The sequence below is a fragment of the Delftia sp. CH05 genome (assembly GCF_009827015.1).
Lineage (GTDB): Bacteria > Pseudomonadota > Gammaproteobacteria > Burkholderiales > Burkholderiaceae_C > Comamonas > Comamonas tsuruhatensis.
Genome location: NZ_WUMG01000014.1, coordinates 127,340 through 147,114 on the forward strand (window position 1 = coordinate 127,340; position 19,775 = coordinate 147,114).

A 19,775-nucleotide genomic window follows, 5' to 3' on the forward strand; every position below is an offset into this window, starting at 1 on the left:
CCTGTACTCCTGAGAATGATGATGTTCTATGGTTATAAAAAATATGTTTTTTTTATAACTTTTTCCGAGGGTTGCCATGGCCATCGAACAAGGGCAGTTGATGTGGCGTCCCAGCCCGCATCAGGTCGCGCAAAGCGGCCTGGCGCGCTACATGGATTGGCTGGCTGCGGCAAGGGATAGGCGCTTCGATGGCTACCAGGCGCTGTGGCAGTGGTCGGTCACGGATCTCGATGGCTTCTGGCGCTCGATCTGGGACTACTTCCAGGTCATGGCCGACGGTGACCCCACGCGCGTGCTCGGTGAGCGCGGCATGCCGGGCGCGCAGTGGTTTCCCGACACGCACCTGAACTATGCCGAGCATGTGTTCCGCAGCGCCAGCGCCGAGCACCCGGCCATCATCGCGCGCTGCGAAGGCGCCGAGCCGGTGGAGCTGTCATGGCGGCAGCTGGAGCGTGACGTGGCTGCGCTTGCGGCCCGGATGCGCGAGCTCGGCCTGGGCCGCGGCGATCGCGTCGTGGCCTACCTGCCCAATGTGCCCCAGGCGGTCGTGGCCTTCCTGGCCTGCGCCAGCATAGGCGCCATCTGGTCCAGCTGCGCGCCCGAGATGGGTGTTTCCGTGGTGCTGGACCGCTTCCAGCAGATCGGCCCCAAGCTGATTTTCGCCACCGATAGCTATGTCTACGGGGGACGGTGTTTCGATCGCCGCGCCGTACTCGGCGAGGTGCTGCGGGGATTGCCCGAGATAGGCCATGTGATCCACGTGCCCGGCCCCCTGTTCAGGCCCGGGGACCCCGCATGCGAGCTGCCCTGGCGCGATGTCATGGCCTGGGCCGACGCGCTGGCCAGGCCCGCAGAGCCGGTCTTCGAGCGCTTGCCGTTCTCGCACCCGCTGTGGGTGGTCTATTCCTCGGGCACCACGGGACTGCCCAAGGCCATGGTGCACAGCCATGGCGGCATCGTGCTCACCCACCTCAAGACCCATGGTCTGCAGCACGACGTGCGGCCCGGCGACCGCTTCATGTTCCTGGGCAGCACGGGCTGGATCGTCTGGAATCTCATGGTGGGCAGCCTGCTGGCTGGCGCCACCGTGGTGCTGTCCGATGGCAACCCGACCTCGCCCGACGATGGCGCATTGTGGGACTTCATCGATCGCCAGCAGGTCACGCTGTTCGGTTGCGGCGCGGCCTTTCTGGCCAAGACCATGAAGGATGGCGTGGTGCCCGCCCGGGCCCGCCGCTTCGAGAAACTGCGCGCCATCAATTCCACGGGGTCGGCGCTGCCGCTGGAGGCCTACGGCTGGGTCTACGAGAACATCAAGCGCGATCTGTGGCTGGCCTCGGTCAGCGGTGGAACGGATATCGCCTCGGGCTTCGTGGCCTGCGCGCCCCTGCTGCCCGTGCGTGCGGGCGAGATCCAGTGCCGTGAACTGGGCGTCGCCGCGCACGCCTTTGATGAGCAAGGGCGCAGCGTGACCGGCGAGGTGGGCGAACTGGTGATCACCGAACCCATGCCTTCCATGCCCTTGTATTTCTGGAACGACGCCGATGGCCTGCGCTACCGTGAAAGCTACTTCGACGTCTTTCCCGGCTACTGGCGCCATGGCGACTGGATCTCGTTCAGCGAGCATGGGTCGGCCGTGATCTACGGCCGCTCGGACACCACGATCAACCGTTTCGGCATCCGCATGGGAACGGCCGAGATCTACCGTGTCGTCGAGGAAGTTGACGAGGTCTTGGACAGCCTCGTCGTGGACCTGGAGTTCCTGGGGCGCCCCTCTTTCATGCCCTTGTTCGTGGTGCTGGCTCCGGGCCTGGTGCTGACGGATGCGCTGGTGGCCCGGATCAAGGATGCCATCAGGGCCCAGGCCTCTGCGCGCCACGTGCCCGATGCGGTCATCCAGGTCGCCGAGATTCCGCGCACCCTCACGGGCAAGAAGATGGAACTGCCCGTGCGCAAGCTGCTGCTGGGCGCCGAGGCCGCCAAGGTGGCCAGCCCCGACGCCATGGCCAATCCGCGCAGCATCGATTTCTTCGTGCAATACCGGGCACGGGTCCCGCTGGCCTGAGGTGCGGCGACCCTGGCCGATTTCATCCATGACGCAGGAGACAAACCCATGACCGTCTCTATCGAAAGGTCCGCCAGGCCCCGTTCGATGCGCCTGGCCCCACCTTGGACCGAGCCACCCCATCGCCCATGAAGTCAGCACTCCAGCAGAATTTTCTGATGCAGCAGTTGGGCCACTGCACGCGCCTGGCCCATGCCACCGTAAGGCCTCACTATGCGAAGCACATGCTGGCGCTGGATCTCAAGCCGTCGGAGTTTGCCGTGCTGTCGCTGATCTCGGCCAATCCCGGCGCATCCCAGCGCCAGATCGCCGAGACCGTGATGATTTCCCAGCCCAACATGGCGGCGCTGATGGAAAGACTGCAGGTGCGCGGCCTGCTCAGGCGCGAGGCCGATCCTGCGGACAGGCGCCTGTCGCTGCTGTATCTGACGGCCGAGGGCGAGCGCCTGCACGAAAAGGCGGCGGCGCAGGTGGAAATTCTGGAGCAAGAGGCCAGCCGCATGCTGAGCGCTGAGGACAAGAAGCAGCTGCTGCGCCTGCTTCACAAGATGATCGATTGCGCCGGGTAGCCGGCCCACCATCGCCAAGACCCTCGCCCGCTGCCGTGAACGCCGATGGGGCCCGATCCTTGAGGAAGGCGCCAAGGGGTTCAAGCTCCATCCCATGGTCCAGGGTTGCCATCCGGATCTCGGCCTGAGCCGGACGCCGCTCAGGTTTGCATGTTCAGCAGCGCGGCCTCGATGGCGGCGGCCGTGGCGTGGGGCCGCTCCATGGGGAACAGGTGGCTGCCGTCCAGCATCATCACGCGCCCGCGCGTGATGCGGCGCGTGAGGTCCATGCCCACCTGGCGCATCTCCACCGAGGCGCGCCCGCCGATGAAGGCTGCCGGGCAGCGCAGCGGATGGTGGTGCAGCAGCGAGGCCAGGTTGTGCGGCAAGGTGTTGTAGATGGCGGTCTCCACCTCGCGCGTGAAGTGCAGCGTGCGCCGGCCGTCCAGGTCGGCCAGGCCGCCCTGCACATAGTCCTGGAGCACCTGCGGATGCCATTGCGCAAACACCTTCTTGGCGCGGAAATAGGCCAGCGCCTCGTCATCGCTGTCCCAGGCATTGCGGCGGCGCGCGCTGATCTTGCCTGGCGAGACCGAGCCCACCAGCTGCGTGCGCTTGGCCACGCCCACGGCGTTGGCGCGCCAGCCGCTGAGCAATGGCGAGTCGATCAGCAGCACGCCGCGCGCCAGCTCGGGATGGCGCGCGGCCGTCATCACGCTCAGGAAACCGCCCAGCGAATGCCCGACCAGGAAGACCGGACCGCCCACGCGCTCGACCTCGGCGCGCGTGAACTCGGCCAGTTGCTCGACCAGGTGCGGCCAGTTGTTGGTGACGGGAAAGCGCGGGTCATGGCCGAAGCGCTCCACGCCCTGCGCCGCGATGCCGCGCTCGGCCAGCAGCGAGAGCAGCAGCCGGTAGGTGGGCAGCGGAAAACTGTTGGCATGCGAGAACACCACGGGCAGCGGCGCCGATGCAGTGCCCGCGCCCGTACCCGTGCCGGCAACCGCCGCATCGCTCTCGGCCCGCTGTGCGGACCGGGCCGCGTTCACGGCCGAGGCTCCTGGCCGGCCTGTGCGGCGCCATCGGGCACGCCTTGCTGGTGGCCCGAGGGCTGGCCTGCATCGGGCCGCACGGGCGATGCCGGGCCCGGCTGCTGGGGCGTCATGGGTGTCATGGGCGTCATGGGGGAGGTCGCAAGACCGTCTGCCGTGGAGGTGCCCAGGCCCGCGCCCGTGCCGCTGTGATAGGGCTGGCGCAGCGCCGCAGGCGGCAGCCGGCCCATGCTGCGCGCCGACGAGCGCAGGGCGCCTGCCGGCGCGTTGACCTTGGTCAGCGGCTGGGCCTGGCGGCTGTGCACGCGGATGGGCACCTCGGAGGCGCCGCCATCCCAGGCCGGGTCCTCGATGCTGTCGAAGACATGGCGCAGGCGCTCGCCCCAGCTGTCGTGCAGCATGCGGAAATACGGATTGCTCTCGTCGATGCTGACGATCTTGTCGGAGGCGAAGCGGTCCTTCTCGTACACGATCAGGTCCAGCGGCAGGCCCACCGACAGGTTGGACTTGAGCGTGCTGTCCATGGACACCAGGGCGCACTTGGCGGCCTCGTCCAGCGGCGTGCGCGGCGTGATCACGCGGTCCAGCACGGGCTTGCCGTACTTGGATTCGCCGATCTGGAAGTAGGGCGTCTCGCTCGTGGCCTCGATGAAGTTGCCGGCCGAATACACCTGGAACAGCCGCATGGTCTCGCCCTGGATCTGGCCGCCCAGCACCAGCGAGATATTGAAATCCACGCCCGACCGGGACAGCGCCACGCCGTCGCGCTCGTACACATGGCGCACGGCCGCGCCCAGCACGCGGGCCGCATCGAACATGCTGCGCACGTTCCAGATGGTCAGCATGTCGCCCGTGGCCTCGTCGCGCAGCTGCTGGCTCTCCAGCAGCTCGCGAACGGACTGGGTGATGGACAGGTTGCCGGCCGACAGCAGCACCATGAAGCGGTCGCCGGGGTTCTCGTAGACCATGAGCTTGCGGAAAGAGCTGATCTGGTCCAGGCCGGCATTGGTGCGCGAGTCGGCCAGGAAAACCAGGCCGGCGTTGAGCTTGATGGCAACGCAATAAGTCATGGAAGCGTCCGAATCTGCGGAAATGGCAAGTTTAGTGCGCGGAGAGTGACCGCGTTCAGGCAGCGATCTTCTTGAGCTGGTAGAGGGCCTCCAGCGCCTCGCGCGGGCTCAGTGCGTCGGGATTGATGGCGGCCAGCGCCTGGGCCAGCGGGTCGTGGCGGCTCTCGGGCTCGGGCATGTCGGGCGCATCGAACAGGTCCACCTGCAGGCGGCCCTCGTCGGCATGGGCCTCCAGTGCCTCCAGCGCATGGCGCGCGTGGTGCAGCACGCCGGCCGGCATGCCCGCCAGCTTGGCCACCTGGATACCGTAGCTGCGGCTGGCCGGGCCGGGCTGGATCTCGTGCAGGAAGACGATGTCCTGGCCCGACTCCGCCGCACTCACATGCATGTTCACGGCCGCGCGTGCCTTGGCCGGCAGCTCGGTCAGCTCGAAGTAGTGCGTGGCAAACAGCGTGAAGGCGCGCGTCCTGTCGTGCAGCTGGGTGGCGATGCCGCTGGCCAGCGCCAGGCCGTCGAAGGTGCTGGTGCCCCGGCCGATCTCGTCCATCAGCACCAGGCTGTGGGGCGTTGCCGAGTGCAGGATCTGCGCGGCCTCGGTCATCTCCATCATGAAGGTGGACTGGGCATTGGCCAGGTCGTCGGCCGCGCCGATGCGCGTGTGGATGGCGTCGATGGGCCCCAGCCGGCAGCTGGACGCCGGCACATGCGAGCCCATGCTGGCCAGCAGCACGATCAGCGCCACTTGGCGCATATAGGTCGATTTGCCGCCCATGTTGGGGCCGGTGATGATCTGCATGCGCGTGTTGGCGTTCATGCGCGTGTGGTTGGCGATGAAGCTGCCGCTGGAGGTCTCGGCCATGCGGGCTTCCACCACCGGGTGGCGGCCGGCCTCGATCTCGATGCAGGGATGGTTCACGAACTCGGGCGCGCACCAGTTCAGCGTCAGCGAGCGCTCGGCCAGCGTGCACAGCACGTCGATGGCCGCAATGGCACCGGCCACGCGCGTGAGCGCCGGCACATGGGGCTGCAACTGGTCCAGCAACTGCTCGTAGAGGAACTTTTCGCGCTGCAGCGCACGCTCCTGCGCCGACAGGGCCTTGTCCTCGAAGGCCTTGAGTTCGGGCGTGATGTAGCGCTCGGCGTTCTTCAGCGTCTGGCGGCGGCGGTAGCGCTCGGGCACCGCGTCCTTGTAGCTGTTGGTGATCTCTATATAGAAGCCGTGCACCTTGTTGAACTGCACGCGCAGGTTGGGAATGCCGGTCAGCAGCTTTTCCTTGGCTTCCAGCTCCAGCAGGAAGTCGTCGCAGTTGTTCTGGATGGCGCGCAGTTCGTCCAGCTCGGCGTCGTAGCCTGTGGCAAACACGCCGCCGTCGCGCACCAGGGCGGCCGGCTCTTCCATGATGGCGCGCACCAGCAGCTCGGCGCAGCCCTCGGGCGGCTGCAGGTCGGCAAACAGCTGGGTCAGGTGGGCCGAGGGCGTCTGCCCGGCCTGGGCCAGCAAGGCCGCCTTTTGCAGCGTACGGCCCAGTCCCACCAGCTCGCGCGGGCGCACCTGGCGCAGCGCGGTGCGCGCCGTGATGCGCTCCACATCGCTCACGCCCTTGAGCTGCTCGCGCAACTGCTGCCAGGGCGCGGCCATGCCGCCTGCGCTGGCGCCCTGCAGCGCCCGCGTGGCCTCCAGCCGCGCCATGGCCTGCGTGCGGTCGCGGCGCGGCTCCAGCAGCCAGGCCTTGAGCAGGCGGCTGCCCATGCCCGTCATGCAGGTGTCCAGCAGGGAGAACAATGTGGGCGAATCCTCGCCGCGCAGCGTCTTGACCAGCTCCAGGTTGCGGCGCGTGGCCAGCGGCAGCGCAATCAGCTCATCGTCGCGCTGCACCTGCAGAGCATGGATGTGCGACAGGCTGCGGCCCTGCGTGTGCTCGGCATACGACAGCAGCGCGGCGCTGGCGCCATGGGCCAGCGGCAGGTCCTCGGCCTCCCAGGCCTTGAGGCTGGCGGCGCCCAGCAGCTCCAGCAGCTTGCGCTCGCCCAGGCCGCCGTCGAACTGCCAGTCGGGGCGCGGCGACAACGGGCAGGCAATGGATCCGCCATGGCGCAGCGCGAACAGGCTCTGCTCGAAACGCTCGGTCACGCCCGCGCTGTAGATCAGCTCGCTGGGCGCAATGCGCGAAATCCAGGCGCCCAGCTCATCGTGGGAACACTCGGCCAGATGGATGCGCCCCTGCGTCACCGCCATCCAGGCCAGGCCGCAGCGCTGGCGCCCGGCCGTGTGCAGGGACAGCAAGATCGCCTCGCTCTTGTCCGACAGCAGCTCACTGTCGGTCAGCGTGCCCGGCGTCACCACGCGCACCACCTTGCGCTCCACCGGGCCCTTGGCGGCGCCCACCTCGCCCACCTGCTCGCAGATCGCCACCGATTCGCCCAGCTTGATCAGCCGGCCCAGGTAGTTCTCCAGCGCATGGAAGGGCACGCCCGCCATCGGAATCGGCTGCCCCGCCGTCTGCCCGCGCGTGGTCAGCGTAATGTCCAGCAGCCGCGCCACCTTCTCCGCATCCCCGAAGAACAGCTCGTAGAAATCCCCCATGCGGTAGAAAACCAGCGTGTCGGGGTAGTTGATCTTGATGCCCAGGTACTGCTGCATCATGGGCGTATGTGACGCCAAAGGTATTTCGCTAAGTGCCTGATTCACTTCAATATCTTCGCTCATTACTTTTGAAATCAATCACTTGGGTTTGATGACTGTTTTTATATACAGTCCAACTATGTCCCGCTCAAACCCATCTACACTGCGCACTTTGGCGTAGGTTTTTCGGCGTCCTTTTGAAGAAGTTACGCCGAACAGGTTGGGGCCGATTTGGAAACCTGCGCCGCATACGGAGGCGCCATGAGTTTCAACGCACGCCGGGCCAAGTCGCTGGAGCCGGGGGAGCACATTATTGTCGATCACGCCCCGGGCCTTCGCCTGGTGGCCACTGCCACGCGGCGCACATGGACATATCGGTACAAGAGCCCCGTGGACGGCGACATGCGCCAGATTGCCATGGGCCAATGGCCCGAGATGAGCTACCCCAGCGCGCTCGCTGTGTGGGAGCAGCTCAAGCGAAGACGTGATGCAGGTGAGGATCTGGCCAGGGAGAAGCGGCGTGCAGCCGCTGTCGCCCAAGCCCGATCCGATGTGCGGGGCCGCGACGGAATCTATACCGTGCGGCAGCTGTTTGAGGACTACCTGCAGGGGCATGTTGAGCGGCACCGCAAGCCCAAGGGCAGCGCCGAAGCGCGGCGCCTGTTGGTCAACTACACCACCAAGATTCACGCTCTGGAGCCGGCAGACGTTGGGCGCAGCATGGCGTTCTCGCTGCTGGAAGGCGTAGCCGTCAAGACGCCCGTGCTGGCCAACAGCCTGCGCTCAGAGCTTGGGGCGGCCTGGGACTATGCGCTTGACGCGGGCCGGGTGGCGTCTATGTGCTGGTTGCCAATGAGCAGCTTTTCATCAAGCGCGTTACGCGGCGCATTGATGGGCAGTTGGAAGTGACGAGCGACAACCCGAATGTGCGCACTGTGGAGGTGCTCAATGGGTCGCATCAGGTGCGTATCTGTGGGCGGGTTGTTTATGGGTGGAATGGGCGGCGGTTTTGATCTTTTTTAATTGGTTTGTTGTCCGAGATTTAGGTAAATATGTCGGAAATTGATAATGATAAGATTTTTGACAGACTCAAGACCCAAAGGGAAGAGTTAAATAAAAAGTATGTTGCCCAGCAGCTCTATGAAGTAGAAAGAATTAAAGGGCAGAGAAGTCGGAGAATACAAGGTCTTTCAGCAATGCTGTTTGGTCTTATTTTCACAGCTATGGCTGTATTTTCTTACGATTTACAAGGGTTAAGAGGGTTTTGGGTCTTTATTGCGGAGCGATTCTGGGTAATCTGTGGTGCTGGGGTTTCCATTTTTGGGTTGTCTTTATACATTAATAGTCTAAGCAATATATCAGACGTAGATGTGTTTCGGCGTGCCTCACTTATGGGCGGGGATATCCAGGGTGGTGATAAAAGATCTGCTGAAATTGGAGAGAATAAAGCACCTGATAGTTTCAAGGCTGCTATAGTTGAAATTACTAAATCATTACAGCAGCAGTCTGTGGTGTATGATGAAAAAGCCTCTGAGTTGCTCGATGCAGGTAGAGGCTATGCATTATTTGGTCTATCTTTTTTCTTTGTCTCTGTTGTTGTGTGGCAGGTGATATTTCATTTTTATGGATTTTCTAATGAGCATATCTTTGGGGTTGTCTCTTGTGCCTCATTATTTTTTGCTATCGAGATAATTAGTGCGTGGTATCTGCGTCAGTACCGTAATTATGTGGATGGGACAATCGAGTTATTGAAAATAAAAGCGATTTTTGACAAAATTATGTTGTTGAAGTTTGCATGTGATGAAGGTGATTCATCTTCAATACTGGAGACTCATCTTGGAAAATTGCTAGAGCGCGACTTTAATTGGCCCGATCGACCTAGTTCTGCGGGTCATGGAAGTCTTGACATCAAGACTTTGAAAGACGTAATTTCAATTGCTCAAAAATTCGTTAATAATTCAAAAGACGAAAAGTAGTTGTCTTTTTCTGTGGAGTGAGGTCTCATGGCGCTGACGAAATGCAAAGAATGTAAGAAAGAGGTTTCGACAAGCGCGTCTCTGCTTGAAGCCACTCGGGCGACGTACTCCCCTCGGTGAGTCGTACAAAGTTATACTCCGTCAACTCTTCAGCGCTATAGCCTGCTTTTTGCAGCGGCACAGAAATATCAGCTGTTATACGGGTTACGGCCTTGCCATAAATTTCGGCATTGGGGCGGAGCTTCATGCTTGAAACCAAAATGCCATTAATGAGCGTTGGCCCGCCTTTCGGCGTCGCAGTAGCACCAGACTCGAAAACGGCGGCTGCACCCACCCGTGCAGAGCCACCCGGGATAATACGCTCAATCGTACTGGCGCCTCTGGTAAACACAGAGCTCAAGATTGCGCGGCCCGCACTGAAGGCGCTCAGGTGGAAGACACCATTCCGGGCGATTTGCGAGGCATGGGGGAAAAGATCCAAGCCGCTTTAGATTTCATTCGCACCATCTCACTGTGGGACTGAACATCTTGACTGTGAAATCCGTTAGGAGAATATTATTCATCCAATAAAAAAATAGCCAATAAATGTTATATTGAGCGCTCAACTATAATTCTGTAAATATCTTGGTTTGGAGATTCTTCTAGAGAGCATTCTTCGGCTTGAAAGATTATTCCAGAAATTTCAGAATTGACGGATGGATAATGAAGCTCTTCGATGTCGTCGTATGTTAATTTGAAAAAATCTTCAACTTTTGCTAATTTGTCACCAATGCCAATTGAATTCAAGAAAAGGCCTTGATATTTATTTGATAATGCTATAAACACAAGATCTCCACTTGAGTTGAAATTCAGTTCAATTGATCCGAAGTTGTAATAATAGCGACCATTAATATGTGGAGAGTCTGGTGATACACTATTTGTTCTAGTTGGAACAAAAATCCATCCAGATTCGTTTAATATGACTGACTGAACCTGTCCATCCTCTCTCTTCCATTGAATCGGATTAGTTATTAAATCGTTAATTTCACTGAAATTTATCCCTAAATCAAGTCCGGCAGCAGATTTTCCTGGAATTATGTCGGAGTGCAGGTTTATTTTATGCATTTTTCGCCTTTATTTCGATTTTGCCCATTGGTTATTAATTTTTGTTAATTGCAATCCTTGAGGATCAAGGATTATTGTATTTAAATTGGACTGGTAGTGACGTTCAGCCCCGCGCAGTAGGTCGGCCGTACGCGTACCGGTCTGGGTGCCGGGCATAGAGTCCACTTTGCAATCGCTCCGGTGCCAGGCACCGGCATAGACAGACTGTCAGTCAGCGCGGCCACTTAAACGCGCGACAACGCGAATAGCCTGCTCATGGCAGCTCCCCCATTGGTTGAGCCGCATTCGACCCGCTCAAGCCCGTCTTGGGCGCCGTAACCGCACTACGGAAAGGGGCTGGTGAAGGAATATGCATCCGTCCCCCCATGTTCCCCCTCGGCGCGCGGTTGAGTCCCCGCCGCACCTGCGCGCTAAACATGTTGCTTTCGTCGGGGGGGCCCGCCTGCCTTGGCCCCACGTTGTAGATGAAGCTCAGGAAGGCGGCCAGGGTCTGGTCAGGCATGCCGTTGCGCACATGGGCGGGCACCCATCGCTCGAAGACTTCCCAGGCCTCCTGTATGCCCAGGCGGGTCAGCAGGTCGCATTCAGTCTGCGTGGCGCGGTCGCCCATCTGCACGCCACGGCTCCAGCCTTCGCAGATTGTGGGAATGCCGATGGGGTCGCGGTATGCGCCCAGCCTGCGGCCTTCCTCCACGGGCAGGAACTGAGCCAGCAGACCAGCCACCCCCACGGCCACCGCCGAGGCTCCTGCAGCAATCTTGATGTTGCTGGGCCACTTCATAGGACGGTCTCCCCACCGGCCTCGTTTTCCAGCCAGGCGGTGAGCGCGCGTTCTTCGCGCCGGTCCTTGCGCCATTGCCAATACTGGCCCAGCAGCAGACCCACCACGCCGACGATGATGCCCACGATGACGCCGATTTCGGAAATCGTCAGCCCGCTGACCACGGCACTGATGGCGCCACCGTAGGTTGCCGTCTTGCCGCCGATGATGGCGACTTTCTCGATGCTGTCTGCCACTGTTTTCTCCCTCTCGCTGAGCACCGACACGCCACGCAGCCTGCTGCGCGTGTCCACTAGCTACGCGCTGCCCGGCGAATGGTCGGCCTGGAAGGTGGGCGCCAACCTCAGCGCGCAAAGCCATGCCCGCGTGGACACCGTGCAAAACCCCGGCCACGCCGTGCTGGACCTGCGCGCCTCGTACCGCATCAACCGCAACTGGACGGCGGCGCTCAACATCGGCAACGTGACCGACAAGGTCTACTGGGCCGCCGTGGGCGGCGCGCGCAACGGCACCTACTACGGCATGCCGCGCAATGCCACGCTCACGCTGCGCGGAACCTTCTGAGCGGACTGCTCCTGTGCAGTCTTGCCGCTGCTCCTGTGGGGCGGCAAACGCGCGCAGGGGGCGAGTGCCTGCGCATCAGCGCGGCGCCAGGAACAGCTCCATGCGCTGCAGCTCTTCATCCAGCGCGCTGCTAAAGGCGGCATCGCCGGGCGCCGCGCCGGCCACATAGCCGAATGACGGCTCCAGCCGGCCGTCGCGCGCCTGTAGGTTGGCCCAGCCGATCACATGGCCCTGCCAGAGCATGGGCAGGGCGTAGTAGCCCAGCTGGCGCCGGGCCGGTGGCGTATAGGCCTCGAACTTGTAGGTCCAGCCCCAGAGCAGCGTGAAGCGGCGCCGGTCCCAGACCACGGGGTCAAAGGGCGCAAGCAGGCGCAGCCGCTCGTCGAAGGCATGGCGGCGCGAGCGTGGGTTTTCGTCGGCGGGCCAGTACCAGGTGGTTCCGTCGATGCGGCAACTGGCCAGCTGCTCGCGCGCCAGCCGCAGCGCTGCCTGGGTCTGTTGCGCCAGGTGGGGGGCGCCATAGCCCAGCAGGCGCACCAGGTAGGTCAGGCTGGGGGCCGGCAGCGGTGCGTACTTGCGCACCACCAGGTCGATCAGCGCGGCGGCGCGCCGGGCGCTGGCGGCGGGGCTGTCGTCGGCCGGCGGGTGGGCGATGGCCTCGTAGACGCGCGTGCCGCTGTCGCGGCGCTTGACCCGCAGCAGGCCGCGGTAGTGCATGCCGTCGAGCAACTGCGTGCTGGCGCTGCCCGAGCCGCCCCAGTAGTTCTTCACGCTTCCGTGCGAGAAATGCTGCTCCACCTCGCGCGGATGCACGGCGCCGCGTTCGCGCACAAACGCCAGCACCTCGGCGGCCTTGCGCTGTGTCTCGGCATCCCAGGCCTTGCGGGCCTGGCGCGGGTGCATCAGCGCCAGGTGCCCGCTGGGCAGAAAGCCGTAGTTGACCAGGCAGTCCTCGTCGATCGCCAGGCGCGCGTAGCGGCGTTCCAGGTCGCCGGCGCGGTAGTCCTTGACGCGGTGGCGCAGCGTCAGGTCCTGCGCCCGGGCCGGCGCGCGGATCGGATCTGCCTGCACAAAGCCCAGGCGCTGTATGGCCGCAGGCAGGGTGGTCGGCGTGAACAGGGTGCGCGCCACGGCATGGCGGCGCAGGTCGTCAAGGCTCGGTTCGATGGGCATGGCTTGATTGGAGCACGGCCGTGCCGCCGGGCGGGCCGGTCTCCGTGCCGCCGTACTTCTTGATCCTGCCGTGCCACTCAGGCCTTCCTGGCACGCCTGCGCCGCCACAGCGCGCGCAGCACCCAGCCCAGCGGCAGCACCACCAGCACCAGCCAGGGCAGCACGGCCGCCACGAAGGTGATCAGGGCGGCCATGCTCTCGCCCAGTACATGGCCGGCATCGCGCAGCGCGCGGCCTATGGGGCTGTAGCTGGTGCCGCCCTGCACCAGGGCGCGGGTGGGCGTGAACTGGATCTGTATGTGCTGCTTGCTGGTCTGCTGCTCCAGCACCTTGCGCTGGGCGGCCATGGCGTCCAGCTCGGCCTGCGTGTCCGACAGCGTGCGCTGTATCTCCAGCAGGTCGGACATGGTGCGCTTGGTCGTGGTGTCGCGCAGCATCAGGCGCAGGCTGTCGCGGAATTCGGTACGGTTCCTGATGCGCGCCTCCACGTCGATCACCTCGGCCGTCTTGTCCTCGCTGATGGTGTTCTGCGACACGATGGTGGCCACGCCGGCCAGCGTGCCCAGCAGCCGCTGCACATCGGCCGGCGCCACGCGCATCTCCAGCATGGCGTTGCCGGGCTGCTGGGGCGTCTCGCGCAGAAGGGATGCCGACAGCAGCTCGCAGCGCAGCGTGGCGCACAGGTCGCGCACCTGGCCCCAGGCATCGGCCAGCTGCGCCTGCGGCACTTCCACGTTCAGCTCCTGGCGCACGGCCAGGAAGCGCTGGGCCATCTCGTCCTGCACCGACGTCTCTGGTGCGGCTGCTGCCGCATCCTCGGCCTGCACGGTGGCGGCGCGGCCTTGCTTCATGCCGGCGCCGCCCGCCATGGGCGCGGGGGCGGGCGCAGATTCCATGGCTGCTGTGTCATGCCGCTGGTTGCAGCCCGCAAGGGCCAGCGTGGCAGCCAGTGCCAGCATTGCCGGCAAGGCCATGCGGGAGGACAGAGTGGAAGGCCGGGGATGCGTCATGAATTTCCTCTTGAAAACAGGCAAGAACAGGGCGCTGCCAGGGATCAAGGCTCAGGGCTTGCCGCCGGGGCCGAACATGGTGTCCACCTCGGACTGCAGCTCGAAGATGTCGGACACCGTGTAGAGCCAGTCGCCCTTTTGCAGATGGCCCGGGTCCGGCGGCGTCTCCACGCAGGCCTTGACCAGGGTGAACTGGCCGGCCGGGTCGGGCAGGAACTTCAGGCCCGATATGGAAAACCGCGCCACCCGTCCCACGCCATCGTTGTAGCGCCGGCCCCGGGCGCGCACGTCGGCCAGTTCCGCCATCTGCGGCACATGGTCGAACACCGCGTCGTAGAACTCGACGATGGGGCTCTGGTTGGTCCGGGCGCAGCCGTGCACGTACAGGGCGTGGAAGCGCCCGTCCAGCTCCATGGCCACCACGTCGGCCGCGCGGTAGAAGGTCAGGCTGTCGGGCAGGCCCGGCGAGCGCTTGGGCGGCGCGGGCGGCGTGTCCAGGAAGTCCTGGCGGATCTGCGCCGACTTGCGAAAGAAGTCATCGCTGAGCGCCACCTCGGCATTGAGCACATCGATGGCCGTGCGCGCGGCCGCGTTCAGGCCCGCGTCGGCCAGGCCGTTCCTGTGCAGCACGATGGCCAGGGCCAGCGCCGTCTTGTGCCGGTACAGCGCCGTTGCCTTGGCGTCACCGGCCTGCAGCACGCAGCTCCAGCGCCGCAGCAGGGGCGGCAGGGCATGGCCGCCGTAGTTGGCCGCGATAGCGGCATCGTGCCGGCCCAGCGCAAACGTGCGCGCCATCACGCGCGCCACGTCTTCCTCCAGGGTCTGCACCAGGGTATCGGCTGCCAGCTTGGACAGCGCCTGGGTATGGGTCATGGCCATGGCGTCACTGGCTCCAGTTCGATGGCAGGTTCCTGAAATCCGGCGGGCGTTGGCCGCCGGTGCTGCGTTGTTCGTTGCGGTGCTCGATGCAGTGTTCGATGCTCAGGTCAAAGGCTTGCATGGGTCTGTCGCAGGCGCTTTCGCGCCGGGGCAGTTGGAACGCCGGCCAGTGTGCCCCAAGCCGGGCCGCTGGCGGGGTGTGGGTGCCATCGGGTCTGTATCGATCCGCTACCGGCGCGGGCTGCCGTGCTGACGTCTTGCCGTCACATGAACCGGCAAGACTCGTCATTTGCTTTTCATGCGGTTCATGTCAAAAGGGGGGCGCAGCCAGCCCCGGGGAGATGCACGATGTTCTGGGACAAGAAGCTCAGGCGCTGGGCCGAGGCTGTGCGTGCGCGGGCCGATCTGCCGGCGCGGCTGGTGCTGTGGAATGGCGAGCAGTTCGACTTCGGCCGCTTCGAGCAGCCGCGCGTCACGCTCACCGTGCGCAGCGCCTCGGCCCTGCCGCTGCTGCTGGACCCCAGCCTGGACCACCTGGGCCAGGCCTATGTGAAGGGCCAGATCGACATCGACGGGCGCCTGCCCGACATCATCGACTTCGGCTATGCGCTGGCGCGCCGCATGTCCAAGACCCAGGGCGCGGGCAAGGGGCCGGGGCGGCTGGCGCTTGCGGCGCGCGCGGCAAGGCGCTTTCGGCACAGCCGCAGCACGGACCGCGAATCCATCCAGTACCACTACGACGTGTCCGACGACTTCTACCGCCTCTGGCTGGACGAGGGCATGGTCTATTCCTGCGCCTACTTCGAGAACGGCGACGAGGACCTGGCCACCGCCCAGCGCAAGAAGCTGGACCACATCCTCACCAAGATCCGCCTGCAGCCCGGCCAGCGGCTGCTGGACATCGGCTGCGGCTGGGGCGCCCTGGTGCTGCGCGCGGCCCAGCACTTTGGCGCGCACTGCGTGGGCGTGACCCTGTCGCGCAACCAGTTCGAAGCGGCCACCGAGCGCGTGCGCGCCGCAGGCCTGGCCGACCGCATCGAGATCCGCCTGCAGGACTACCGCGACGTGCAGGGGCGCTTTGACCGCATCACCAGCGTCGGCATGTTCGAGCATGTGGGCCGCCGCAACCTGCCCATGTACTTTGCGCACATGCGCGAGCTGCTGGCCGACGACGGGCTGGCGCTGAACCACGGCATCACCTCCACCGATGCGGACGTGGGCGCCACGGCGTTGGGCGGCGGTGCGTTCATCGACCGCTATGTGTTTCCTGATGGCGAGCTGCCGCACCTGAGCCTGGCGCTGGAGGCCATGCAGCGTGGGGGGCTGGAGGTGCTGGATGTGGAGGGGTTGCGGCGGCATTACGTGCGCACGTTGCAGTTGTGGCTGGAGCGGTTTGAGGCTTGTGTGCCGGAGATTCGGGCGTTGGTGGAGGAGGAGAGGTTTCGGATCTGGAGGGTGTATTTGGCGGGGTGTGCTTATGCGTTTGAGCATGACGATGTGTCTATCTTTCAGGTTGTTTGTCGGAGGGCGGGGCAGGGGGCTGCTTCGTTGGCTTGGTCGCGGAGGTATATGTACGAGCGGACCTTGTCGTGAGGCTTGTCTTGTTCGTCTGGCGTGACGCGGGTTTGGCTTTTTGACCCTGCCGGGTGGTGTTTTTTCGAGGCCGGGTCTCGGCCCGGCGGCCGACCTACTTTCCTTTGTTTCGCCAAAGGAAAGTAGGCAAAGCAAAGGCGACCCGAATGCCCGCGACCCCTTCGCTGCGCTGCGGGGCAACCTGCGTCGGGCCGCCTGCGGGGTTCGCCGTTAAACTCACTTCGCGCTGCGCGCTACGTTCAGACAATCACGGCGAGTCAGATGACGAAGCAGTCCTGTCCTGCGGCAGGACTGCAACCCCGCAGGCGGCCCGACGCAGGCGCGGGCATACGGGAGGGGGAGCGGAGCGGGCTGCCGGGGGCAGGAGCCGCTGGCGCGGCTGATTGTTCTGGTTTTCTGGATGATCCATCCCGGCTGCGCGGGTTTATCGCGGGGGGCGGGCTGCCTAAGCTGGGTGCTTCATCCAAGCACAAGGAGCGTTTCCATGGCAGACCATTCCATTCGCGGCAAGGTCGCATTGATTGCAGGCGGCGGCAAGAATCTGGGCGGGCTGATTGCCCGTGATCTGGCGGGGCACGGCGCGCGGGCCGTGGTGGTGCACTACAACAGCGAGTCTTCCCGGGCTGAGGCAGAGACCACGGTGGCCGCAGTGCGTGCGCTGGGCGCAGAGGCCGTGGCGCTGCAGGGTGATCTGACGCGCGCTGGCGCTGTGGAGCGGCTTTTTGCAGAGGCTGTGGACGCCGTGGGCCGGCCGGACATTGCCATCAACACCGTGGGCAAGGTGCTCAAGAAGCCGCTGATGGAGATCAGCGAGGCGGAGTACGACGAGATGGCTGCCGTCAACGGCAAGTCGGCGTTTTTCTTCCTCAAGGAGGCGGGGCGCCATGTCAACGACCACGGCAAGATCGTGACCCTGGTGACCTCGCTGCTGGGCGCGTTCACGCCGTTCTATTCCTCCTACGCGGGCACCAAGGCGCCGGTGGAGCATTTCACGCGGGCGGCGGCCAAGGAGTTCGGGGCGCGGGGCATTTCGGTCACTGCCGTGGGGCCGGGGCCCATGGACACGCCGTTCTTCTACGGACAGGAAGGCGCGGACGCCGTGGCCTATCACAAGAGCGCGGCGGCGCTGTCGCCGTTCTCGCCCTCGGGGCTGACGCATATCGAAGACGTGGTGCCCTTCATCCGCCACCTGGTCAGCGACGGCTGGTGGATCACCGGGCAGACCATCCTGATCAACGGCGGCTACACCACCAAGTAGGCCGGTCCCGGCCGGGACTATGCTGCACGCCATGGACCGACTCGACCGATACCGGATCTTCATGCAGGTGGCCGAGATGGGCAGCTTCATCAAGGCCGCCCATGCGCTGGACCTGCCGCGCGCCACGGTCTCCGCCGCCGTGCAGCAGCTGGAGGAGCAGGTGGGCGCAAGGCTCCTGCACCGCACCACGCGCCAGGTGAGCCTGACGGCCGATGGCGCCCAGTTGCTGGAGCGTGTGCGCCCGCTGCTGTCAGAGGCCGAGGACGTGGAGCAGATGTTCCAGGCCCGCACGCGCCAGGCCACGGGCCGGCTGCATGTGGACGTGCCCAGCCGCATCGCGCGCCGCCTGCTGGCGCCCGCGCTGCCGGGGCTCATGCGCCGGCACCCGGGGCTGCAACTGGTGCTGGGCTCGTCAGACCGCGCCATCGACCTGGTGCAGGAAGGCGTGGACTGCGCCGTGCGCGTGGGCACGCTGCATGACAGCAGCCTGGTCGTGCGCCCGCTGGGCTGCATTGCCCTCATCAACTGCGCCAGCCCCGCCTATCTGCGCGAGCACGGCCTGCCCGAGCAGCCCCGGGACCTGCTGCACGGCCACTGGAGCGTGGGCTATGCCTCGCCGCGCACGGGGCGGGAACTGCCCTGGGAATGGAGTGGGGCGAGCGATGTGGATGGGGTGGATGGAGTGGATGGGCCGCAGACCCTGGCCGTGCCCAGCCGTGTGGTCACCAACAACGCAGAAAGCTACATCGCCTGCTGCCGCGCCGGCCTGGGGCTGATCCAGATCCCGCGCTATGACGTGCAGCACCTGCTGGACACGGGCGAGCTGGTGGAGGTGCTGCCTGCCCACCGCGCAGCGCCCATGCCCGTGGCGCTGCTGTATCCGCACCGCCGCCAGCGCTCGCGCCGGCTGGCGGTTTTCATCGACTGGTTCGAGGCGCTGATGCGGCCGAACCTGGAGCCGTAGGCGCAACCCCTGTCGTCCCAGACGCCCCAGTCACCGCAGCCGCCCCGGCCGCAGGATGGGGCTGGGCCCCGTCGTCGTCATGAATGGGCCGGTAGCCCGGCCCGAACGACACATCGCCCAGCCGCCAGCCCTCGCGCCGGCGAAACGCCCCCCAGAACCGCTTGAGCGTATGCCACTGCATGGCCACCAGCCCGCGCTCGTTGTCGGCATCCACCTCGGGGTCGCTCACGCCCGTGGGGCGCACGGGCTCGTCGGTGTACAGCGCCGTGCCAAACAGCATGTCCCACCAGGGCAGCACCTGCCCAAAATTGCAGTTGTGGCGCGTGGGCCGCTCCGGGTCGCGCAGCATGTGGTGGTGGCGGTGGAACAGCGGGCCTACCAGCACCCGCTCACCCACCCGGCCCAGCCAGCCCAGGCGCAGCCGCACATTGGCGTGCGAGAAGTTCTGCACCAGCTCGCTCAGCAGCCCCAGCAGCGCAAATTCGGAGGGCTCTACCCCCATCGCCAGCCCCACCGTGGCCAGGATGAAGGACTGCAGCATGCCGTCCAGGTAATGGCTGCGGTCATTGCTCCAGCAGCTCATCTGGCGCTGGCTGTGGTGCATGCTGTGCATGGCCCACCACCAGGGAATCACATGCTGGGCGCGGTGCATCCAGTAATACACCAGGTCGTAGACCACGTAGTACACCAGGAACAGCGCCACCGGATGGTCCGCAAACCACGGCACCCAGTGCTTGAGCCCCGTCGCCTCCTCGGCCGCCGGCCCGCCGCCCAGCATGCTGGCAAACGGCATCAGCACCAGGAAACTGAACAGCGGAAACAGCCCCAGCAGCATCAGCAGCGTGTAGTTGCGGTCCACCGTGGTCAGCCGCCGGTCGCTCCAGCGCTCGGCCGGAAACAGGCTCTCCAACGGCCGCATCACGCCCGCGATCAGGAACAGCTGCAGCCCGGCAATCAGCACCGCCTCGGCAATCTCACGCGGATCGCCGGCCGCCTGGGCGATGTCCAGCCAGTGAACGGTGGGTGTTACGGCGTGGGTGGCGAGCCAGGTGATGGCTGCCTGCCACAGCTCGGTCAGTGAAGTCATGTCTTGTGCCTGCAAGAAGGGCCGGGGG

Annotated in this window: 20 protein-coding genes; 9 read left to right on the plus strand and 11 right to left on the minus strand. The window is 64.6% G+C overall.

Going from position 1 to position 19,775, the window contains the following annotated elements:
* Positions 1-76 precede the first annotated feature (76 nt).
* Both GRX31_RS13910 and GRX31_RS13915 read left to right on the plus strand, forming a co-directional pair.
* Positions 77-2,065 (plus strand): acetoacetate--CoA ligase, encoded by a 1,989-nt coding sequence (locus tag GRX31_RS13910; protein WP_160853197.1) that lies wholly within the window; start codon positions 77-79, stop codon positions 2,063-2,065.
* Between the two features lie 128 nt (positions 2,066-2,193).
* The gene (locus GRX31_RS13915) at positions 2,194-2,634 is read left to right on the plus strand and encodes a MarR family winged helix-turn-helix transcriptional regulator (RefSeq protein WP_160853199.1); all 441 of its coding nucleotides are present in this window, start codon (positions 2,194-2,196) and stop codon (positions 2,632-2,634) included.
* A gap of 140 nt (positions 2,635-2,774) precedes the next feature.
* Here GRX31_RS13915 and GRX31_RS13920 read toward each other — a convergent pair whose 3' ends face one another.
* The 3 genes from GRX31_RS13920 to mutS are packed head-to-tail and all read right to left on the minus strand — an operon-like array spanning position 2,775 to position 7,379.
* The gene (locus GRX31_RS13920) at positions 2,775-3,662 is read right to left on the minus strand and encodes an alpha/beta fold hydrolase (protein ID WP_016454697.1); all 888 of its coding nucleotides are present in this window, start codon (positions 3,660-3,662) and stop codon (positions 2,775-2,777) included.
* The gene (locus GRX31_RS13925) at positions 3,659-4,735 is read right to left on the minus strand and encodes a proteasome-type protease (protein ID WP_016449684.1); all 1,077 of its coding nucleotides are present in this window, start codon (positions 4,733-4,735) and stop codon (positions 3,659-3,661) included. The genes GRX31_RS13920 and GRX31_RS13925 overlap by 4 nt, the downstream gene beginning before the upstream one ends.
* A 55-nt stretch (positions 4,736-4,790) precedes the next feature.
* Complete coding sequence (mutS, locus tag GRX31_RS13930; RefSeq protein ID WP_046239765.1) at positions 4,791-7,379, minus strand: DNA mismatch repair protein MutS; 2,589 nt, start codon at positions 7,377-7,379, stop codon at positions 4,791-4,793.
* Positions 7,380-7,619: 240 nt separating this feature from the next.
* On the opposite strand from mutS, the gene GRX31_RS13935 reads away from it, so the two are divergent.
* The 3 genes from GRX31_RS13935 to GRX31_RS13940 are packed head-to-tail and all read left to right on the plus strand — an operon-like array spanning position 7,620 to position 9,334.
* Entirely contained in the window at positions 7,620-8,267 is a 648-nt protein-coding gene (locus tag GRX31_RS13935; protein WP_237426679.1) for an Arm DNA-binding domain-containing protein, read from the plus strand.
* The gene (locus GRX31_RS30795; protein WP_278538206.1) at positions 8,198-8,371 is read left to right on the plus strand and encodes a S24 family peptidase; all 174 of its coding nucleotides are present in this window, start codon (positions 8,198-8,200) and stop codon (positions 8,369-8,371) included. Before GRX31_RS13935 ends, GRX31_RS30795 begins: the two co-directional genes overlap by 70 nt.
* A gap of 39 nt (positions 8,372-8,410) precedes the next feature.
* Complete coding sequence (locus GRX31_RS13940; protein WP_160853201.1) at positions 8,411-9,334, plus strand: hypothetical protein; 924 nt, start codon at positions 8,411-8,413, stop codon at positions 9,332-9,334.
* 25 nt (positions 9,335-9,359) lie between these two features.
* Here GRX31_RS13940 and GRX31_RS30555 read toward each other — a convergent pair whose 3' ends face one another.
* The 4 genes from GRX31_RS30555 to GRX31_RS13965 all read right to left on the minus strand — a co-directional run bounded on the left by GRX31_RS30555 (position 9,360) and on the right by GRX31_RS13965 (position 11,455).
* Positions 9,360-9,815: a hypothetical protein gene (locus GRX31_RS30555; protein ID WP_202396577.1), complete on the minus strand. Its 456-nt coding sequence runs from the start codon at positions 9,813-9,815 to the stop codon at positions 9,360-9,362.
* A gap of 107 nt (positions 9,816-9,922) precedes the next feature.
* Positions 9,923-10,438, minus strand: coding sequence for a hypothetical protein (locus tag GRX31_RS13955; RefSeq protein WP_160853205.1), 516 nt, complete (start codon positions 10,436-10,438; stop codon positions 9,923-9,925).
* A 253-nt stretch (positions 10,439-10,691) separates the two neighbouring features.
* Positions 10,692-11,219 carry a glycoside hydrolase family protein gene (locus GRX31_RS13960; RefSeq protein WP_160853207.1) on the minus strand — a complete coding sequence of 176 codons (528 nt, stop codon included), beginning with the start codon at positions 11,217-11,219 and terminating at the stop codon, positions 10,692-10,694.
* Positions 11,216-11,455: a holin gene (locus GRX31_RS13965; protein ID WP_043792502.1), complete on the minus strand. Its 240-nt coding sequence runs from the start codon at positions 11,453-11,455 to the stop codon at positions 11,216-11,218. The genes GRX31_RS13960 and GRX31_RS13965 overlap by 4 nt, the downstream gene beginning before the upstream one ends.
* Here GRX31_RS13965 and GRX31_RS13970 point away from each other — a divergent pair.
* Complete coding sequence (locus tag GRX31_RS13970; protein ID WP_227472525.1) at positions 11,442-11,783, plus strand: TonB-dependent receptor domain-containing protein; 342 nt, start codon at positions 11,442-11,444, stop codon at positions 11,781-11,783. The genes GRX31_RS13965 and GRX31_RS13970 overlap by 14 nt on opposite strands.
* Positions 11,784-11,858: 75 nt before the next feature.
* Here GRX31_RS13970 and GRX31_RS13975 read toward each other — a convergent pair whose 3' ends face one another.
* From GRX31_RS13975 to GRX31_RS13985, 3 genes are all read right to left on the minus strand, one after another.
* Positions 11,859-12,956: a DNA glycosylase AlkZ-like family protein gene (locus GRX31_RS13975; RefSeq protein WP_160853209.1), complete on the minus strand. Its 1,098-nt coding sequence runs from the start codon at positions 12,954-12,956 to the stop codon at positions 11,859-11,861.
* 77 nt (positions 12,957-13,033) lie between these two features.
* Positions 13,034-13,966, minus strand: a complete 933-nt coding sequence (locus tag GRX31_RS13980; protein ID WP_160853211.1) for a DUF4349 domain-containing protein — start codon at positions 13,964-13,966, stop codon at positions 13,034-13,036.
* A gap of 51 nt (positions 13,967-14,017) precedes the next feature.
* Positions 14,018-14,845 (minus strand): hypothetical protein, encoded by an 828-nt coding sequence (locus GRX31_RS13985; RefSeq protein WP_016454708.1) that lies wholly within the window; start codon positions 14,843-14,845, stop codon positions 14,018-14,020.
* 348 nt (positions 14,846-15,193) lie between these two features.
* On the opposite strand from GRX31_RS13985, the gene GRX31_RS13990 reads away from it, so the two are divergent.
* From GRX31_RS13990 to GRX31_RS14000, 3 genes are all read left to right on the plus strand, one after another.
* Positions 15,194-16,438: an SAM-dependent methyltransferase gene (locus tag GRX31_RS13990; protein WP_046985902.1), complete on the plus strand. Its 1,245-nt coding sequence runs from the start codon at positions 15,194-15,196 to the stop codon at positions 16,436-16,438.
* Between the two features lie 484 nt (positions 16,439-16,922).
* On the plus strand, positions 16,923-17,696 hold the full coding sequence (locus tag GRX31_RS13995; protein WP_016453872.1) for an SDR family oxidoreductase: 774 nt from the start codon (positions 16,923-16,925) through the stop codon (positions 17,694-17,696).
* Positions 17,697-17,727: 31 nt separating this feature from the next.
* Positions 17,728-18,660, plus strand: a complete 933-nt coding sequence (locus GRX31_RS14000) for a LysR family transcriptional regulator (RefSeq protein WP_160853213.1) — start codon at positions 17,728-17,730, stop codon at positions 18,658-18,660.
* On the opposite strand, the gene GRX31_RS14005 is transcribed toward GRX31_RS14000, so the two are convergent.
* Entirely contained in the window at positions 18,614-19,747 is a 1,134-nt protein-coding gene (locus GRX31_RS14005) for a sterol desaturase family protein (RefSeq protein WP_160853215.1), read from the minus strand. The genes GRX31_RS14000 and GRX31_RS14005 overlap by 47 nt on opposite strands.
* Between the last annotated feature and the right edge of the window lie 28 nt (positions 19,748-19,775).

Excerpts from the sequence above, each read along its gene's own strand:
- GRX31_RS13985 (WP_016454708.1), bottom strand. The coding sequence starts at position 14,845 with ATGGCCATGACCCATACCCAGGCGCTGTCCAAGCTGGCAGCCGATACC.
- GRX31_RS14005 (WP_160853215.1), bottom strand. The coding sequence starts at position 19,747 with ATGACTTCACTGACCGAGCTGTGGCAGGCAGCCATCACCTGGCTCGCC.
- mutS (WP_046239765.1), bottom strand. The coding sequence starts at position 7,379 with ATGATGCAGCAGTACCTGGGCATCAAGATCAACTACCCCGACACGCTG.
- GRX31_RS13925 (WP_016449684.1), bottom strand. The coding sequence starts at position 4,735 with ATGACTTATTGCGTTGCCATCAAGCTCAACGCCGGCCTGGTTTTCCTG.
- GRX31_RS13975 (WP_160853209.1), bottom strand. The coding sequence starts at position 12,956 with ATGCCCATCGAACCGAGCCTTGACGACCTGCGCCGCCATGCCGTGGCG.
- GRX31_RS13970 (WP_227472525.1), top strand. The coding sequence starts at position 11,442 with ATGCTGTCTGCCACTGTTTTCTCCCTCTCGCTGAGCACCGACACGCCA.
- GRX31_RS13915 (WP_160853199.1), top strand. The coding sequence starts at position 2,194 with ATGAAGTCAGCACTCCAGCAGAATTTTCTGATGCAGCAGTTGGGCCAC.
- GRX31_RS13955 (WP_160853205.1), bottom strand. The coding sequence starts at position 10,438 with ATGCATAAAATAAACCTGCACTCCGACATAATTCCAGGAAAATCTGCT.
- GRX31_RS13995 (WP_016453872.1), top strand. The coding sequence starts at position 16,923 with ATGGCAGACCATTCCATTCGCGGCAAGGTCGCATTGATTGCAGGCGGC.
- GRX31_RS13935 (WP_237426679.1), top strand. The coding sequence starts at position 7,620 with ATGAGTTTCAACGCACGCCGGGCCAAGTCGCTGGAGCCGGGGGAGCAC.
- GRX31_RS13990 (WP_046985902.1), top strand. The coding sequence starts at position 15,194 with ATGTTCTGGGACAAGAAGCTCAGGCGCTGGGCCGAGGCTGTGCGTGCG.
- GRX31_RS13980 (WP_160853211.1), bottom strand. The coding sequence starts at position 13,966 with ATGACGCATCCCCGGCCTTCCACTCTGTCCTCCCGCATGGCCTTGCCG.
- GRX31_RS13910 (WP_160853197.1), top strand. The coding sequence starts at position 77 with ATGGCCATCGAACAAGGGCAGTTGATGTGGCGTCCCAGCCCGCATCAG.
- GRX31_RS14000 (WP_160853213.1), top strand. The coding sequence starts at position 17,728 with ATGGACCGACTCGACCGATACCGGATCTTCATGCAGGTGGCCGAGATG.
- GRX31_RS13940 (WP_160853201.1), top strand. The coding sequence starts at position 8,411 with ATGTCGGAAATTGATAATGATAAGATTTTTGACAGACTCAAGACCCAA.
- GRX31_RS13960 (WP_160853207.1), bottom strand. The coding sequence starts at position 11,219 with ATGAAGTGGCCCAGCAACATCAAGATTGCTGCAGGAGCCTCGGCGGTG.